Source organism: Oceanobacillus sp. CAU 1775 (genome assembly GCF_054482815.1).
The window spans coordinates 200,801-216,141 of the sequence record NZ_JBTLRO010000005.1 but is presented as its reverse complement, the minus strand read 5'-3'; the positions used below and the strand labels follow the sequence as shown (position 1 = coordinate 216,141).

Below are 15,341 nucleotides of genomic sequence, written 5' to 3'. Positions count from 1 at the left end.
TGAATGTGATAAAATGATCATTAGACTTTGAATTAAAGTAGGTGATTGTTATGAGTAAAGTGAAACGTTCGTTATATATAGTCCTAGGCTTGATTTCATTTGGAATCGGAGTTGCTGGAACAATCTTACCTGTGTTGCCTGGAGGTCCATTTTTCTTATTTGCATCCTATTGTTTTACAAAGAGTTCTGAGCGTCTAGATCGTTGGTTCAAGGGAACTTCATTTTATAAACAATACGTAGATAGATACTTTATTAAGAAGTATATGACAAAATGGGAAAAGATCCGCATCAACATTATTGCAGACTTCTTTATTATCTTATCTATATTTATGGTTGATATTCTTTTTGTACGAATTATGATGATAACTTTAATGCTAATTAAACATTACTACTTTATCTATAAAATCAAGACGATTAAGCCTGAGGAAATTGATTTGGTTTTAGCAGGTAAAAGTGTAAGTAATGTTGCAAAATAAAAACCATGGACAGCCGATTATTTTCGGTGTTACCATGGTTCTTTTATTTTAGTTTTTCGTCTAGCTCCAATGCCCAGCAACTATCAAACTTCACACTCCTCCATTACGATAAGTCAACATCGATTCAAGTTGAGGGCGCCCGACTAAGAACGGGCAAGTCCAACGTCGGATACCCATTCCATGGGCATGTTTCCTTTATCTCATTGCGAGAAGGAAGCTCAACTAAGAACGCCACATCACGTGGCAACGTTGAACCACCCCACGTCCTGTGGGGCGCAGTTTGGACGTTGCTAAACGGGCATTTTCGCTTTTGGGTTTAAAAAGCTGCTGTCCAACCACCATCAACAGTTAGGACTGTTCCGTTTACAAAGCTTGAATCCTCAGATGCTAAGAAAAGTGCAGCGTTTGCGATTTCTTCAGCTTCGCCTACGCGTGGGATTACTCCTTGTACAACTTTTGTACGTCCCATTCCGAATTCATTAATATTCTTCATAGAAGCAGAAATATTTGTTTTCACTGCTCCTGGTGCGATTGCGTTACAACGTATGCCACTTTGCGCATACATATAACCTGTGTTTTTAGTTAAACCTACAACTGCATGTTTTGAAGCGCCATATGTTGCTCCTGCATGGGCACCGTTTAAACCACCAGTAGATGCGATGTTTACGATATTTCCATGCCCTTGTTCTAAGAATAAAGGAATCGCTTTACGCATTGCACGCATAACACCCTTCGTATTTACATCAAAAATTAAATCCCAACGCTCGTCTGTTATATCTGCGACTGGTTCAAATCCATCCATAATACCAGCATTATTAACTAAAACATCTAATTTACCATATGTCTCTACAGCGGTATTAATCATCGCATCTACATCTTCTTGTTTTGCAACGTTTGCAGCAACAGCTTTAGCCACTCCACCGTTCTCTGTAATTTCTTTCACTACCGCTTCTGCACCTTCAAGGTTTAAATCAGCTACAACAACTTTTGCCCCTTCAGTTGCATAAAGTTTAGCAATTGCTCTTCCCATACCCGAAGCAGCACCTGTTACAACCGCAACTTTGTCTTGTAATTTCATAAAAATCTCCTCCTATTATTGATAAAGATAATGAACACATGTACAATAAAATTATACTAATAATAAATGTAGAACACAATCAACAGAAAATCTCTAGATGCCGAGTAATCATCATTTATCTTAAAAACGTCAAATAAAGGATGTAAAAAATGAAAAAAGATTTACGAATTATTAAAACAGAAGAGAGTTTGCGTAAAGCTTTACTAGAATTGTTGAAAACAAAGACACTTGAAACCATTTCCATTTCGGAGCTATGTAGATTAGCGCAAATTAATCGCGGAACATTCTATTTACATTACAAGGATATACATGGTGTATTTAGACATTATTTTGAAGTAATTGTAGATGATTTACGTAAGGCATACGAAGAACCATATTTGCGAACAAATTTTCAACTTAATCGAATGTCACCAGATATGATTAAGATATTTTCTCATGTGAAAAAGTATCAAGCCTTTTATCAAATTGTTTTCGAGGAAAGAATACCGATGACGTATTATTATTTGATATTTGATACCCTGCGTAAATTTATGGGGGAATCACTAGAAAAGAATGGGGAAATAGATAAAAATAAAGATGAACTTAAATTTCACATTAGCTACCATACAAACGCAATTATCGGGATTCTTGTGGAGTGGAACCGGGAAAGTTATCAAACAGAGATAGAAGACTTAAATGCATTATTAATCGAGCTTGTCACTACAACAGTGACTTTTAAAGAGGAAAAGGAGTAATATATGAATACAACGAGAACCGAAAAGCCAAAAATATTGATCTTAGGAACTTTTCATATGGGAGAAACAACAGATTTAATTAAAAGCGAAGTAGATAATCTTCTTTCTGATCACCGACAAAAAGAAATAATAAGTTTTACCGAGCAAATAGCGAAATTTAAACCAACAAAACTCGCAGTAGAAATGGAAAAGAAACATGATGAGGAATTAAATAAACAGTATAGGGATTACTTACTCGGAAGTATTCAATTACCATTAAACGAAGTATACCAACTAGGGTTTCGTATCGCTAAAATGCAGAATCACAAAGAGATATATTGCGTAGACTGGATGGAGGAAGGAGTTTCTACAAAATCAATAGGTGAGGTGTATAACTGGGCGAGAGATAATCAACCAGCTTTATTCAATGAAATATTTAAACGTTTAGAAGACGATGTCGCATCTTCTAAAAAAGGAAAACAAAGTATTTTAGAAATGTTTCGGGAACAAAATGAGTCAACTTTTATCAGAAAAATCCACCAAAGTCATCTAAATATCGCAAGGATACAAGGCGTCACAGAATACATTGGAATAGACTGGCTAATTTGGTGGTACCAACGAAATTTAATTTTGTTTTCAAACCTCTCTAATCTTGCATCTTCAAATAATGAGCGTATCTTATTTATTGTCGGTAGTGGACATGTTGAAATTCTAACAAATTTCTTTACTGAGAGTGAAGTTTTTCAAGTGGAATCGGTTGATAAATATCTATATGAATAGAATGAGGGAAGTCTATGGTAAGAAAGCTAATTTTAAAAATCACTTCAACCCTATTTTTACTAGGATTGGTAAGAGTGCTTATAGATACAAATTCATTTAGGGTAAATAACGTTCGTATGGAAACGAAGAAATTATCAACTGGAGAAAGCCTCAAAATTCTTCAGATAAGTGATGTTCACCATAAAAGAAAAAAAGTAATGTATAAACAAGTTATAAAAAAGGTGGATGAGTTAAAACCCGACATTCTCGTGCTCACAGGGGATCTTATCGATAGAAAAACAAGGAGTTTTTCCTCACTATTTTCATTTGTCGATCGTTTGATATCAACAGAAGTACCAATATACTATGTTGCAGGTAATCATGAATGGGATAATCCAGCAAAAGATTTATTTTTTACTGAATTACGTAAAAGAAATATTACGATATTAAATAACGATTCGATTACAGTAAAAATTAAAGGTGATATCGTAAATTTGGTAGGTATAGATGATGCATCAACTGAACGTGAGGATATTGGAAAAGCATTCTCGATAGTGAATGAGAAAAACTATACGGTGTTACTTTCGCACTCTCCTTATGTTCTAATAAAATATCCCGATTTGCCAGTAGATCTTGTTATAAGTGGTCATACACATGGAGGACAAATTCGCTTGCCTATAATAGGTGCAGTTGCGTCACCTGGAGAAGGGTATTTTCCTGTTTATGATAAGGGTGTATTCGAATGGAATACAGGGCAAACGTTATACATTGACAGTGGTTTAGGAACGACTTTCCTTCCGATTCGTTTTCTAAACCAAAGCCAGATAAGCTTAATAACGATTAATGGGACAAACCAGAAGTAAATCTAGTTTGTCCCATTTTTATTTTTAAATTATTCTTCTACTCTCTCGGCAAGCTTACTCGCAATCCAGCGTTCTGCAATTTCCTTCTCAATAGAATATATTTTTCCTGCTCGCAAAAGTTCACCATGATAAGACGTTTGCACATTCATTTTTACCTTAATCAACTCTCGTCACCTCTATCGTTAGTCTATCATTTGTATTGCAGCTTCTGCGAAAGCCTCACAGCGGTCAATGTCCTCATTAGAAGGTGTTAAATCAACCATTAAGCGTTCCGGAACAAGCTTTGCTCCTTGGAATTTTAATTTGTCTCCCATTAAATCGACCGACAAACAAAATTCGTCATAAGCAGTGTCACCAGAACCAAAGACACCAAACAACCTATCATTTAAATCAACGTCATCTAGTTCTTCGTAGAAATCTTCAGCTTCAAAAGGTATTTCTCCATCATCATTAGAATGTGTACCAATTAAAACGAGATCATAATCAAATAATTCCTCGACATCAATTGGGTCGAAGTCAAAAGTTTTAATAACAACATCATGTTGATTATATTCCAGATAACCAGCAATCGCTTCTGCCATTATCTCGGTGTTTCCAGTTGTAGATATATAAAGCATGAGCACTTTAGCCATGCAATTCCTCCTTTATTTAAATCATAAATAATTACCTGTACTGTTTTTCCTTTATTTAAAAAAATTGAGGAAAACTATCTATGAAAGTATAGTATAATGTGGATATTAGTTTTTCTATTACATAATAGTAGTTCTCAAGATTTAGGTCTAAACTCTTGTTTGAATTTAATAAATGACTTAAAATTATTGAGAATGTGCCGATATATATATAGTACATAAAAATGTCGTGTATTGCTATTGATGTACATAAGAATTCAGGGGTAAGCAAATTAGTTTATTAAATTACATATAGAAGAGAGAGAGAAGCAATGAAGAAAAAACCAATCAAACAGAAACAGGTGAGACAGAAAAAACAAAAGAAGGAAAAGAGTAAAAAGAAATTATTTAACAATGGCTTGCGTATGCAAATCACGCTTCCTTTTATTATTTTAATTATTTTTGCGATTGGAATTGTCGCCTTTGTAAGTTATACATTTAGTGTTCGCACAACAACTGAGGAACTATCAAATAGTGTTGAAAACCAAATAGTGAGTGTAAATGATACATTTAATCTTTACTTTACGAATATGGAAAATCATCTAACTCGGATGGGGAATTCTTCTACTTTGAGGCATTATACTGGGGAAACTTTCAATGATGTATACTCTGCTTTACAAGAGACAATTGATACAGACCCATATATTAAGACTGCCTACGCAGGATATGAGCAAGATGGAGAAGTTATTATGTATCCATATAACAGTGGGGCGGATGGATTGTATGCAATCGAAGAAGAATGGTATCAGAAAGCAGTAGCGGCAGAAGGTCAAATTATTTGGGATGAACCATTCATCGATGAACAAACAGGAAGATACTTTGTAACTGCGGCAAAAGCATTCTATGTTTCAGATGGGCTTGTTGGTGTTGCAGCAATAGACATTGAGACACATGCTCTTTTGCAAATTATGAATAACATTGCGATTGGTGACGAAGGGTATACAGTTACCGTTGACCAAGCTGGAAATTATATTACAAACCCAGTGGAATCCTTAATAGGTACGAATATTAGCGAAGAAAATTATTACCAAGAAATACAAACAGCTGGTGAACGGGGTGTCATCGAAACTTCTGTAGATGGGGAAGAAATCATTATTGGATTTATCCAAAATGACACAACGGATTGGATGCTTGGCGGAATTATACATAAATCAGAGTTTACGAGTAAGGCTAATGTAATTCTAATTCCAATCGCGATTGCATTAATTGGAGTAATTATTATTGCGCTTATTGCTGCAATGCTAATTTCTAAACGAATTATTAAACCAATTCACAAGCTACAAACGACAATGAAGCAAGTGGAAGATGGCGATTTAACAGCAAAAGTAGAGCATCAGCGTAATGACGAGGTCGGCGAGCTTGGTCGAAGTTTTGAAAATATGCTCATGCAAATGCGTCACATGATGAAACAAATCTCTGGTGTCTCCTATAAAGTATCTGATGCTGCACAAAATCTAGTAGCAAGCTCAGAACAAAATACTGCATCAGCAAATGAAGTTGCCAAAACCATGGAAGGAATTGCAACAGATGCTAGTAACCAATTTGATATCACGGAACAAAATCGTACAGCTTTTGAAGAATTAAATGAAATGATGACAGATATAAGTGATAAGAATAAACAAATGCAAGATAAAGCAATCGAAATGGACCGCTTATCAACCGATGGTGTGAGAAAAGTTCAAGATTTAGCTGTATCTTCTGCAGGAACATCAGAAATGGCATCTAAAGTTATGAATGCGATCCAACAACTAAATGAAAAATCAGCAAATATCCATTCAATCGTGGATAAAATAGCTAATATTGCGAGCCAGACAAACCTACTTGCACTGAATGCTTCTATTGAAGCGGCAAGAGCTGGTGAACACGGACAAGGTTTTTCAGTAGTTGCCAATGAAGTTGGTAAACTAGCAGAACAAACAACAGATGCATTGAAGGATGTAGCAAGCATTATCACTGAAATGCAGGATGAAACAGAGAACTCTGTGACATTAGTAAAAGGTACCATGGATCAATTTGAGCAACAGTCAGAAAGTGTTGGAGAAACAGGTGAAGCATTCCTGGCGATCTCAAGCTCAGTTAATGAAAATAATAAAATGATTGAGCAAATTATGTCATTAACTGATAAAATAGTAGCTAGTGAAAAGAAACTAATGGAGAATACGCTAAGGTTTGCTAGAATCAGTGAAGATACTGCAGCTGGAACAGAAGAAATCTCTGCTTCGATTGAAGAACAAACGGCTTCTATGGAACAGCTTACTCATCTAGCAACAGACTTAGAGTCATTTGCTATACGCATGCAAGAAGAGATAGATAAATTTAGAATTGAATAGATTAAAAAGAATACGAGTAGCTGTGAAAGGACGTGTCAAATGGAAACAAATCAATATTTGGATGTATTCCTTGATGAGAGTAGAGAGCATCTTCAAAGTGTAAACGATAATATTTTAGTCTTAGAAAAAAATCCAGAAGACCTTGCCCTCGTGAATGAAATATTTCGTTCTGCCCACACTTTAAAAGGAATGGCAGCAACGATGGGATACGTAGATATCGCTTCATTAACGCATAAAATGGAAAATGTTTTAGACTTAATTCGCAATAAAAACCTTAAAGTTACTACTGATGTCATTGATATTATTTTTGTTTGTATTGAATATTTAGAAGAAATGGTTGAAGATATTGGCGCTGGGAATGATGGAAAAAAAGATGTGAGTGCAGTTGTAGAAAGACTTGACCGCATTGAAAAAGGTGAAATCAGTCAGCCCAATAATGCGCAGGCAGAATCAGCAGCTACTGTAATAGATTCAGAGAAAAACGCTATTTCTATCGATCTTGATGAATTTCAAATGACGATCGTTGAACAAGCAGAAGAACAAGGTTTTCATGCTTATCAAATGATTGTACGTCTATCTGAAGATAGTATCTTAAAAGGTGCAAGAGCGTTTATGGTATTCGAAGCACTTGATGGGAAAGGCGATATTATCAAAACAAACCCAGCTACTGAGGAAATCGAAGAAGGTAATTTTGAAAAGGAATTCGAACTTATATTTTTAACAAAAGAACCAACAGAACAACTGAAGAAAAAAATCCTATCCATCTCTGAAATTACAGATGTCGTGATGGAGAATGTAAGTTTCCGTTCCAAAAATGGAGAGCGCTTAGAGGAAAAACCTTCAGATACAGAAAATACAAACGTTCCTAATCAAGATACTACACCAGCTACATCTACAAGCACTGAGAGTAAATCGAATGGTCATCAAGCCGCAAAAACAATTCGAGTGAATCTAGAGAGAATTGACGATTTACTAAATCTATTTGAAGAAGTGGTTATTGACCAAAGTAGATTAGATGTAATTTCAAATGATCTAAAACATGCTGAGCTTAGAGAAACAGTTGAACATATGAACCGTGTATCTAGTGATATGCAAAGTTTAATTCTTGCGATGCGCATGGTACCAGTTGAACAAGTGTTTAACAGATTCCCACGTATGATTCGTGGACTCGCACGTGATTTAAACAAGCAAATCAATCTTGAAATTCTCGGTGCAGATACCGAGCTAGATCGAACGGTAATCGATGAAATTGGTGATCCACTAGTGCATCTAATCCGTAACTCAGTGGACCATGGTATTGAAAGCCCTGAAAAACGTTTGGAAGCAGGAAAGCCTGCAGAAGGAAATATCATCTTACGTGCCTTCCACAGTGGAAACCATGTATTTATTGAGATTGAAGATGATGGTGCTGGAATTAATATCGATAAAGTCCGATCAAAAGCGATTGAAAATGGCGTGGTAACTCCAGAAGTTGCAGCTAACTTAACGGAAGCTGAGGTTGCAGAATTAATTTTAGCTTCAGGTTTTAGTACGGCTGACACCATCTCCAGTGTTTCTGGACGCGGAGTAGGACTAGACGTTGTTAAAAGTACAATAGAGTCATTAGGTGGCTCGATCTCTATAGAATCAAAACAAGGTATTGGTAGTATTTTCTCTATTCAATTGCCACTAACGCTTTCCATCATTTCGACACTGCTTATCGAATGTCGTGAGGAAACGTATGCTGTTCCGCTTTCTTCTATCATTGAAACAGTCTTACTTGATGATCATGAAGTAATGTATACACATGGTCAAAAGGTAATGGACTTCCGAGGACAAATTGTACCTCTACTTGAATTACAGAAGGTGCTCAATATTCCTGAGGACGAAAACGATGAAAACAGACAGAATGCTGTTGTCGTAATGAAAAAAGGCGAGAAGCTTACAGGACTTGTAGTTGATAAGTTCCTTGGCCAACAAGAACTCGTTCTTAAATCTTTAGGTGATTACTTAGGTGATGTCTTTGCAATTTCTGGAGCAACCATTCTAGGTGACGGACAAGTTGCTTTAATTATTGATCCGAATGCACTGATTAAATAAGTATAGGAGTTGTAAAAATGACAAATCCAATTAAATATATTTTATTTGAACTAGCGGAGCAGACATTTGCAGTAGAAGTACAACAAATTATTTCTATTGAAAAAATGCAACATATTACGTCTGTGCCCCGCACTTCAGATTTTATCAAGGGTGTCACGGAAATTCGAAATCAAACAACAGGAATTATTGATCTAAAAGAACGCTTGCATATGACGCCTACAGAGCAGACCGATCATACAAGAATCTTAGTGATTTCACTTGAAGATGTCCAAGTCGGTTTGATTGTAGACGCTGCAACAGAAGTGAAAGACATTGAATCTGAATTTATTGAAGCTGCACCACCACTCATTTCAGGAGTTCGTGATACATTCCTAAAAGGTGTCGCAAAAGTCGATGATAGATTAATTCTCATCCTTGATATTGAAAGAATCTTAGACTTAGAAGAAACTAATGAAATAAAAGAAGTACTAATTAATTAATATAAAAATACTCGAACCTGCTCAAAGCATAGGGTTCGAGTATTTTATTTTACCGCAGATTTTACTTTTACTCATAAAAATTAATATGTATATGCTCGGAGCAGTTCACGCACAAGAAAACTCCATATGCATTATTTCTTCAAACAGCTAAACATAGCGGAAGGAAAAACGTACGAAGACTCCAACGGGAATAGCATGAGGTGAAGACCCCGCAGCGAAGCGAGGCAGACTAAGTACGCCACGTCCTGTGGCAACGTCTGCATTAGCACGTCCTGTGCGTCGAGGCTGAGGTCATGCCCGTGGAAAGCGTAGTATGTTTTTCCCCGAGCGATGGTTTTGCACAAAACATATTACTGCGAAACTATCTAATCAACAATATACATAAATTATGAATTTAAGATATGCTGTAGATTAGTAATCAAGGTATTTAAGTATTGAACTTTTTCAAGTAATTAAATCTTAACTCTACAATTGCATCAGCACACAATCTGGCATATAATAGGTAGGGTGAACAATGTTATAAAATACTAAAGTAGGTTGATGGAATGCCAAAAGCAATTTGGTTGTTAGTAATTGCAACAGCAATAAACGTTACTGGTGGTTCTTTTTTATGGCCGCTAAATACAATATATATGCACCACGAGCTCGGACAAACATTAGCCTTTGCTGGGTTCGTTTTAATGTTGAATCAAGGAGCAGCAGTAGTCGGTAACTTGATTGGAGGCGCTCTTTATGATAGATTCAGCGCCTATAAATCTATTCTATCTTCAACTTTTATTGCGTTAACCGCAGCTATGATTCTTACATTCAATCATAGCTTGGTTCCTTATATCATTCTTTTAATCATCATAGGGTTTGCCAATGGGATGACTTGGCCCATCATGTTTGCGATGGCTGGTTCCGTTTGGCCGGATGGTGGAAGGAAAGCTTTTAATGCTGTATATGTCGCATAAAATCTTGGTGTAGCAATTGGTGCTACAACTAGTGGATTTGTGGCAAGTATTTCATTTGATTATATATTTGCAGCGAATGCTTTTTTTATCGCTACATTCTTTTTACTCGTTTTATTAACCTTTAAAAAAATGGATAGCTATAAAAATCCGCAAATGAATACATCCGTTATTGAACAAAAAGGGAAATTCAAATTATCACCAACATTGATCGCTTTACTAATTTTATGTAGTGGATTTCTCTTTGTCCATGTTTCGTATTCACAATGGATGACAACGATCGCGTCTTATACACAAGATATTGGAATTCCACTAGAGCACTATAGTACACTTTGGGCAGTTAATGGTTTCCTTATTCTTTTGTTTCAACCTTTGGTACAATGGTTTACGAACAGAGTTACCAATGCGAAACATCATATTTATATAGGAACGGCAATTCTTATGATTTCCTTCCTCGTTGTTTTAAAAGCAGAAGCATTTACGATGTTTGTTGTGGCGATGGTTATTTTAACAATAGGGGAAGTTATTATGTGGCCGGCATTTCCAACATTGGCAAATGAACTTGCACCAGCTGCACGAAAAGGCTTTTATCAAGGCTTGGTCAATAGTATCGCAACGATAGGAAGAATGTTAGGGCCAATCTTTGGTGGATTTATCGTTGATTACTATAATATTCAAATTCTATTCTTTGTTATACTGGGATTGTTGTTCATTCCATTTATAACAACAACACTTTTTGATAAAAATTTAAAAAAAGAATCAGATGTTGAAGGAGGATTATAATGGCTGAAATTAAGCTAATTGCACTTGATATGGATGGAACTTTACTTAATGACGAACACGAGGTTACCGAAGAAAATAAGTTAGCGATTGAGAAGGCTTTAGAGAAAGATGTTCATGTCGTTCTTAGTACGGGGAGAAGTTTAGAGCTTTGTTACTCTTATGCACAAGATTTAAAATTAACATCTTATATTATCCCTGCAAACGGTGCGGAAATTTACACAATGGATAAAGAATTACTACAACGCACAACAATAGATTCTGAAATAATGGAAAAGCTTTATAATATCGCGACTCAAGTAGATGTAGGTATGTGGATGATTTCAACGGAGGGGCTATATGGTGCATTCCGCGATGAGGCACCTGAGGATTTCTATGCACATGAATGGTTGAAATTTGGTTGCTACACGACAGACCAAAAAAAATTAGATCTTCTAGTAGAAGAATTCTCAAAATTTGATGCACTTGAATTATCGAACTCATTACCAACAAACATTGAAGTAAACGCTAAAGATGTAAGTAAAGCTCGTGCACTTCGCTATGTTTGTGAAAAACTTGGAATCACAATGGAAAACGTAATGGCATGTGGAGATAGTTTAAACGATATTAAGATGATTCAAGAAGCTGGTGTTGGTGTTGCGATGGCTAATGCCCAGCAAGCGATTAAAAATGTTGCGGATTATGAAACGACAGACAACAATAATAGTGGAGTAGCGAAAGCAATTGAGAAATTTGTGTTATAATACTTTCCTATTCTATAAGTAATGATAGATAAAAATTTGAAATTCTATTGGGGGGTTTATCATGGTTTCAACGAAAAAAGCCAGAGCTACTACAATGCTTGGAAGCAAGATAACGACAAAACAACTTACAATTACAGCTGGACTAATTGCAATAAATTTAGTGTTGAACCAATTTACCCTTTCGTTTGGGCCTCTATTAGAAGTTGGATTCGCATTTTTACCGATTGCCGTCCTAGCTTATTTATATGGACCACTTAACGCTGGTATTGCTTCCGTTGTGGCAGACACACTTGGATTTGTTCTAAGACCAGCAGGGTTTTTCTTTCCAGGTTTCACTTTAAGTGCTTTACTAATGGGGATCATTTATGGTCTATTTTTCTATAAAAAGGAAATTACACTTTTAAGGGTTGCCTTAGCTCTCCTAGTAACATCGATTGTATTTAGTCTAATACTTACACCGATTTGGTTAAATATTATGTTCGGAAGTGCATTAGTTGCTGTACCAAGAATTATTAAAACACTTTTATTATATCCAATAGAAGTAGGTTTATTGTTTGCGTTATTGAAGGGCATGCGTCCTCTAAAAGATAGATTAAATTAAGCGCCAACCGTATATTTTTATCACTTGTCATGCATGCTAGACATATTCTAAAGAAGAAGTTTTTTTGAGGGATGTGTTGATTTACAAATGAAAAAATATTATATGACGGGTCATACTGCGCAAGGGCAAGTCCAGCTACATGAGTCAAATATTCAAGGATTAAAAATAATAAATTTACCTTATGAGTCCTTAACTTTTAATACGTTGCTTCTTGAGCGCTTCATTGAAGAATATAAAGAAGAGACCAGCATTGAAGTGTTAAAGAGCTCTCTAAGTAATAAATTTCTTGAAGGAATAATCTTAAGAGACAAAGGCGTAGCACTTATATCAAAAGAGCAGCCCAAAATCTTAGAAGCATATCATGCGTTTGCGAAAGGATTAAAAGTGCATGATGATTTAGAAGCAATTTATATTAAAGAAATGCACTTTCACCTTGCAGATCAACGAGCAGAAAATCTTATCCATGAATTATTAAAAGATACGCCAAAAAAGAAACGCGATGCTTACACTTTTCGTAGATTCTTTGGTACGAATACAATGGAAGGTGTCGTAAATGAGGTTCCGAATCTGATTGCACCTCTAACTACTGTTTATCATATTAAAGGTCGAGCAGGCACTGGTAAATCAACTTTTATGAAAAAAATCGCAAAAGCGTGTTTGGTTCACGGTCTAGATGTTGAGCTTTATCACTGTAGTTTTGACTTTAATAGTATAGATATGGTTCTTGTACCAGAATTAAAGGTTTGCTTATTTGATAGTACTGATCCACATGAGTTTCATCCTGTAGATTTAGAACGTGAAAAAGTAATCGACCTTTATGAAATTGCAGTTACACCTGGAACAGATGAAAAATATGCGCAAAAAATTGATGAACTAACGAAAAGTTATAAGAGCTTTATGAAAAAAGGGATAGAAGAAATCAAAAATTATGGAGCAGCAATTGTTAGTAAGGAAGAAAAATTAAATTTTTCCGACGAAGAAATCGAGCAAGCTTTTCAAAAGCTCTTAAAGCAAATTATATAGTACACAAATGCTATAAACTTGTGATTCTTAATTAGAATCTGGTTTATAGCTTTTTTTATGTAAAAATATAACAATTACCTAATTTCTTTTCTTTTGTAAGTGTATAAACGATTTGAATTGGGAAAAGTAATGAAAACAAGAAAGTTGGAGGTTAAGATGACTGATAAAATAAATAGTTTTCCAAAGTCCTATTGGTTGGAAGCATTGCAACTTGAAGAATTCCCACAGCTTACTGAAGATATTGAAGTAGATGTCGCGATAGTTGGCGGAGGAATCACCGGAATTGCCGCAGCTTATTTCCTAAAAGAAGCTGGATTAAAACTTGCGTTATTAGATGCGAGCAGACTAATGAACGGAGCAACAGGTCATACAACTGCAAAAATCACAACACAGCACGATCTCATTTACGACGAGTTAATTTCAAACATTGGTGAAGAGGAAGCAAAATTATACTACGAGGCAAATAATGAAGCGTTAGAAAAAATGAAGAGGATTATAGAGGAAGAGAACATTTCATGTGATTTTCAAGAGGAACCGGCAATCATCTATTCCACCTCAGCAGAATACGAAAAGAAAATTAAAGATGAAGCAGCAGCATACAAAAAGTTAGGAATTCCAGGTAAGTTGTCAGACCGTATATTATTAGACATTGAGATTAAAAATGCCTTATATTTGGAAAAGCAAGCACAGTTTCACCCGGTAAAATATCTGCAACATTTAGTAGAACAGCTTCAGAAAACAGATATTCAAATTTATGAAAATACAACAGCACTAAAAATTGAAACGGGCGATGAGCCTATTGTAGTTACTCGAGGTGGAGTAAAAGTAAAAAGTAAATTTGTATTAATCTGTTCTCATTTTCCTTTTTATGAAGGAGTGGGACTCTATTCAAATAGAATGCATCCAGAGCGTTCCTATGCTTTAACTGCCAAGACGAAAAAGAAATATCCTGGTGGTATGTATTTAAGTGCAGATAAACCTACACATTCGTTAAGAAGTATTGCAATCGATAACGAAGAACAAGTTCTTTTCGGTGGTTATTCTCATAAAACAGGGAAAAAGGAAAATACAAAAGAAAAGTATCATGCAGTAGAATTATTTGCGGATGAAAAATTTGGAATAGAGGAATTAACATATCATTGGTCTACGCAAGATTTAACAACCTTGGATAAAGTCCCATACATCGGACCACTAACTTCTGGCAATCAAAATATACTAGTTGCTACTGGGTTTAGAAAATGGGGCATGACGACGAGCCATGTAGCTGCGCAAATCTTCCATGATATTATTTTTGGTAAAGAGAATAAGTATCTGGACTTATTTACGCCAAGTCGCTTTAATGTGAAAGCAAGTATTCCTACGCTTGCCAAAGTAACTGCAGGTGTTGTTACTGATTTAACAAAAGGAAAATTAGAGAAACCTGATGTAAGTAAGACTGATTTAGGAATTGATGAAGGCGCTGTGATTACAGTTGAAGGAAAGAGAAAGGGTGCATATCGCGATGTAGATGGCACTGTTCATGTTGTCGATACGACTTGTACACATGCAGGCTGTGAAGTAAATTGGAATAATGCAGAGCGTTCATGGGATTGTCCTTGTCACGGTTCAAGATTCTCATATGACGGGGAAGTTTTAGAAGGCCCAGCAGAAAAACCATTGAAAAAACATGATTATAAAATGATTGAAAACTTTATAAGCGATGAATCGGGTTATTAATTACACCTAAAAATGTTTTACATTTTACGATTATGGGTAGATAATACTATTCTCTCTTTGTCTGTTATCTAATTATAAATGAC

General features: G+C 35.6%; 16 protein-coding genes. 13 read left to right on the top strand and 3 right to left on the bottom strand.

The window, feature by feature from the left end; translation table 11 throughout:
- The first annotated feature begins 50 nt into the window (after window positions 1-50).
- A complete protein-coding gene (locus tag ACXYMZ_RS10690; protein WP_458948393.1) occupies window positions 51-476 on the top strand; it encodes a YbaN family protein in 426 nt (141 codons plus the stop codon).
- 316 nt (window positions 477-792) lie between these two features.
- Here the strand turns inward: ACXYMZ_RS10690 and ACXYMZ_RS10685 are convergent, their stop codons facing one another.
- Window positions 793-1,554 carry an SDR family oxidoreductase gene (locus ACXYMZ_RS10685; protein ID WP_458948392.1) on the bottom strand — a complete coding sequence of 254 codons (762 nt, stop codon included), beginning with the start codon at window positions 1,552-1,554 and terminating at the stop codon, window positions 793-795.
- A 149-nt stretch (window positions 1,555-1,703) separates the two neighbouring features.
- Here ACXYMZ_RS10685 and ACXYMZ_RS10680 point away from each other — a divergent pair, with 149 nt between their 5' ends.
- Genes ACXYMZ_RS10680 through ACXYMZ_RS10670 form a run of 3 tightly spaced genes read left to right on the top strand, consistent with a single transcriptional unit; the run spans window position 1,704 to window position 3,889 of the window.
- Window positions 1,704-2,288 (top strand): TetR/AcrR family transcriptional regulator, encoded by a 585-nt coding sequence (locus tag ACXYMZ_RS10680; protein WP_458948391.1) that lies wholly within the window; start codon window positions 1,704-1,706, stop codon window positions 2,286-2,288.
- 3 nt (window positions 2,289-2,291) lie between these two features.
- Window positions 2,292-3,047 carry a DUF5694 domain-containing protein gene (locus tag ACXYMZ_RS10675; RefSeq protein ID WP_458948390.1) on the top strand — a complete coding sequence of 252 codons (756 nt, stop codon included), beginning with the start codon at window positions 2,292-2,294 and terminating at the stop codon, window positions 3,045-3,047.
- 14 nt (window positions 3,048-3,061) lie between these two features.
- A complete protein-coding gene (locus tag ACXYMZ_RS10670) occupies window positions 3,062-3,889 on the top strand; it encodes a metallophosphoesterase (RefSeq protein ID WP_458948389.1) in 828 nt (275 codons plus the stop codon).
- Window positions 3,890-3,918: 29 nt separating this feature from the next.
- Here the strand turns inward: ACXYMZ_RS10670 and ACXYMZ_RS10665 are convergent, their stop codons facing one another.
- Window positions 3,919-4,053: a hypothetical protein gene (locus ACXYMZ_RS10665; protein ID WP_458948388.1), complete on the bottom strand. Its 135-nt coding sequence runs from the start codon at window positions 4,051-4,053 to the stop codon at window positions 3,919-3,921.
- Between the two features lie 18 nt (window positions 4,054-4,071).
- Complete coding sequence (locus tag ACXYMZ_RS10660) at window positions 4,072-4,521, bottom strand: flavodoxin (RefSeq protein ID WP_458948387.1); 450 nt, start codon at window positions 4,519-4,521, stop codon at window positions 4,072-4,074.
- A gap of 308 nt (window positions 4,522-4,829) precedes the next feature.
- Here ACXYMZ_RS10660 and ACXYMZ_RS10655 point away from each other — a divergent pair, with 308 nt between their 5' ends.
- From ACXYMZ_RS10655 to ACXYMZ_RS10615, 9 genes are all read left to right on the top strand, one after another.
- Window positions 4,830-6,887 carry a methyl-accepting chemotaxis protein gene (locus tag ACXYMZ_RS10655; RefSeq protein WP_458948386.1) on the top strand — a complete coding sequence of 686 codons (2,058 nt, stop codon included), beginning with the start codon at window positions 4,830-4,832 and terminating at the stop codon, window positions 6,885-6,887.
- Window positions 6,888-6,926: 39 nt separating this feature from the next.
- Entirely contained in the window at window positions 6,927-8,966 is a 2,040-nt protein-coding gene (locus ACXYMZ_RS10650) for a chemotaxis protein CheW (RefSeq protein ID WP_458948385.1), read from the top strand.
- Between the two features lie 17 nt (window positions 8,967-8,983).
- Window positions 8,984-9,445: a chemotaxis protein CheW gene (locus ACXYMZ_RS10645; RefSeq protein ID WP_458948384.1), complete on the top strand. Its 462-nt coding sequence runs from the start codon at window positions 8,984-8,986 to the stop codon at window positions 9,443-9,445.
- A 545-nt stretch (window positions 9,446-9,990) separates the two neighbouring features.
- Window positions 9,991-10,398 carry an MFS transporter gene (locus ACXYMZ_RS10640; protein ID WP_458948383.1) on the top strand — a complete coding sequence of 136 codons (408 nt, stop codon included), beginning with the start codon at window positions 9,991-9,993 and terminating at the stop codon, window positions 10,396-10,398.
- Window positions 10,399-10,413: 15 nt separating this feature from the next.
- Window positions 10,414-11,178 carry an MFS transporter gene (locus ACXYMZ_RS10635; RefSeq protein ID WP_458948492.1) on the top strand — a complete coding sequence of 255 codons (765 nt, stop codon included), beginning with the start codon at window positions 10,414-10,416 and terminating at the stop codon, window positions 11,176-11,178.
- Window positions 11,178-11,918 (top strand): Cof-type HAD-IIB family hydrolase, encoded by a 741-nt coding sequence (locus tag ACXYMZ_RS10630; RefSeq protein ID WP_458948382.1) that lies wholly within the window; start codon window positions 11,178-11,180, stop codon window positions 11,916-11,918. The genes ACXYMZ_RS10635 and ACXYMZ_RS10630 overlap by 1 nt, the downstream gene beginning before the upstream one ends.
- A gap of 61 nt (window positions 11,919-11,979) precedes the next feature.
- Window positions 11,980-12,519 (top strand): folate family ECF transporter S component, encoded by a 540-nt coding sequence (locus ACXYMZ_RS10625; RefSeq protein WP_458948381.1) that lies wholly within the window; start codon window positions 11,980-11,982, stop codon window positions 12,517-12,519.
- 87 nt (window positions 12,520-12,606) lie between these two features.
- Window positions 12,607-13,542, top strand: a complete 936-nt coding sequence (locus ACXYMZ_RS10620; RefSeq protein WP_458948380.1) for a hypothetical protein — start codon at window positions 12,607-12,609, stop codon at window positions 13,540-13,542.
- Window positions 13,543-13,698: 156 nt separating this feature from the next.
- Window positions 13,699-15,258: an FAD-dependent oxidoreductase gene (locus ACXYMZ_RS10615; RefSeq protein ID WP_458948379.1), complete on the top strand. Its 1,560-nt coding sequence runs from the start codon at window positions 13,699-13,701 to the stop codon at window positions 15,256-15,258.
- The last annotated feature ends 83 nt before the right edge of the window (window positions 15,259-15,341 follow it).

Coding starts and splice junctions, on each gene's coding strand:
- ACXYMZ_RS10690 (WP_458948393.1), top strand. CDS start 51: ATGAGTAAAGTGAAACGTTCGTTATATATAGTCCTAGGCTTGATTTCA.
- ACXYMZ_RS10685 (WP_458948392.1), bottom strand. CDS start 1,554: ATGAAATTACAAGACAAAGTTGCGGTTGTAACAGGTGCTGCTTCGGGT.
- ACXYMZ_RS10680 (WP_458948391.1), top strand. CDS start 1,704: ATGAAAAAAGATTTACGAATTATTAAAACAGAAGAGAGTTTGCGTAAA.
- ACXYMZ_RS10675 (WP_458948390.1), top strand. CDS start 2,292: ATGAATACAACGAGAACCGAAAAGCCAAAAATATTGATCTTAGGAACT.
- ACXYMZ_RS10670 (WP_458948389.1), top strand. CDS start 3,062: ATGGTAAGAAAGCTAATTTTAAAAATCACTTCAACCCTATTTTTACTA.
- ACXYMZ_RS10660 (WP_458948387.1), bottom strand. CDS start 4,521: ATGGCTAAAGTGCTCATGCTTTATATATCTACAACTGGAAACACCGAG.
- ACXYMZ_RS10655 (WP_458948386.1), top strand. CDS start 4,830: ATGAAGAAAAAACCAATCAAACAGAAACAGGTGAGACAGAAAAAACAA.
- ACXYMZ_RS10650 (WP_458948385.1), top strand. CDS start 6,927: ATGGAAACAAATCAATATTTGGATGTATTCCTTGATGAGAGTAGAGAG.
- ACXYMZ_RS10645 (WP_458948384.1), top strand. CDS start 8,984: ATGACAAATCCAATTAAATATATTTTATTTGAACTAGCGGAGCAGACA.
- ACXYMZ_RS10640 (WP_458948383.1), top strand. CDS start 9,991: ATGCCAAAAGCAATTTGGTTGTTAGTAATTGCAACAGCAATAAACGTT.
- ACXYMZ_RS10630 (WP_458948382.1), top strand. CDS start 11,178: ATGGCTGAAATTAAGCTAATTGCACTTGATATGGATGGAACTTTACTT.
- ACXYMZ_RS10625 (WP_458948381.1), top strand. CDS start 11,980: ATGGTTTCAACGAAAAAAGCCAGAGCTACTACAATGCTTGGAAGCAAG.
- ACXYMZ_RS10620 (WP_458948380.1), top strand. CDS start 12,607: ATGAAAAAATATTATATGACGGGTCATACTGCGCAAGGGCAAGTCCAG.
- ACXYMZ_RS10615 (WP_458948379.1), top strand. CDS start 13,699: ATGACTGATAAAATAAATAGTTTTCCAAAGTCCTATTGGTTGGAAGCA.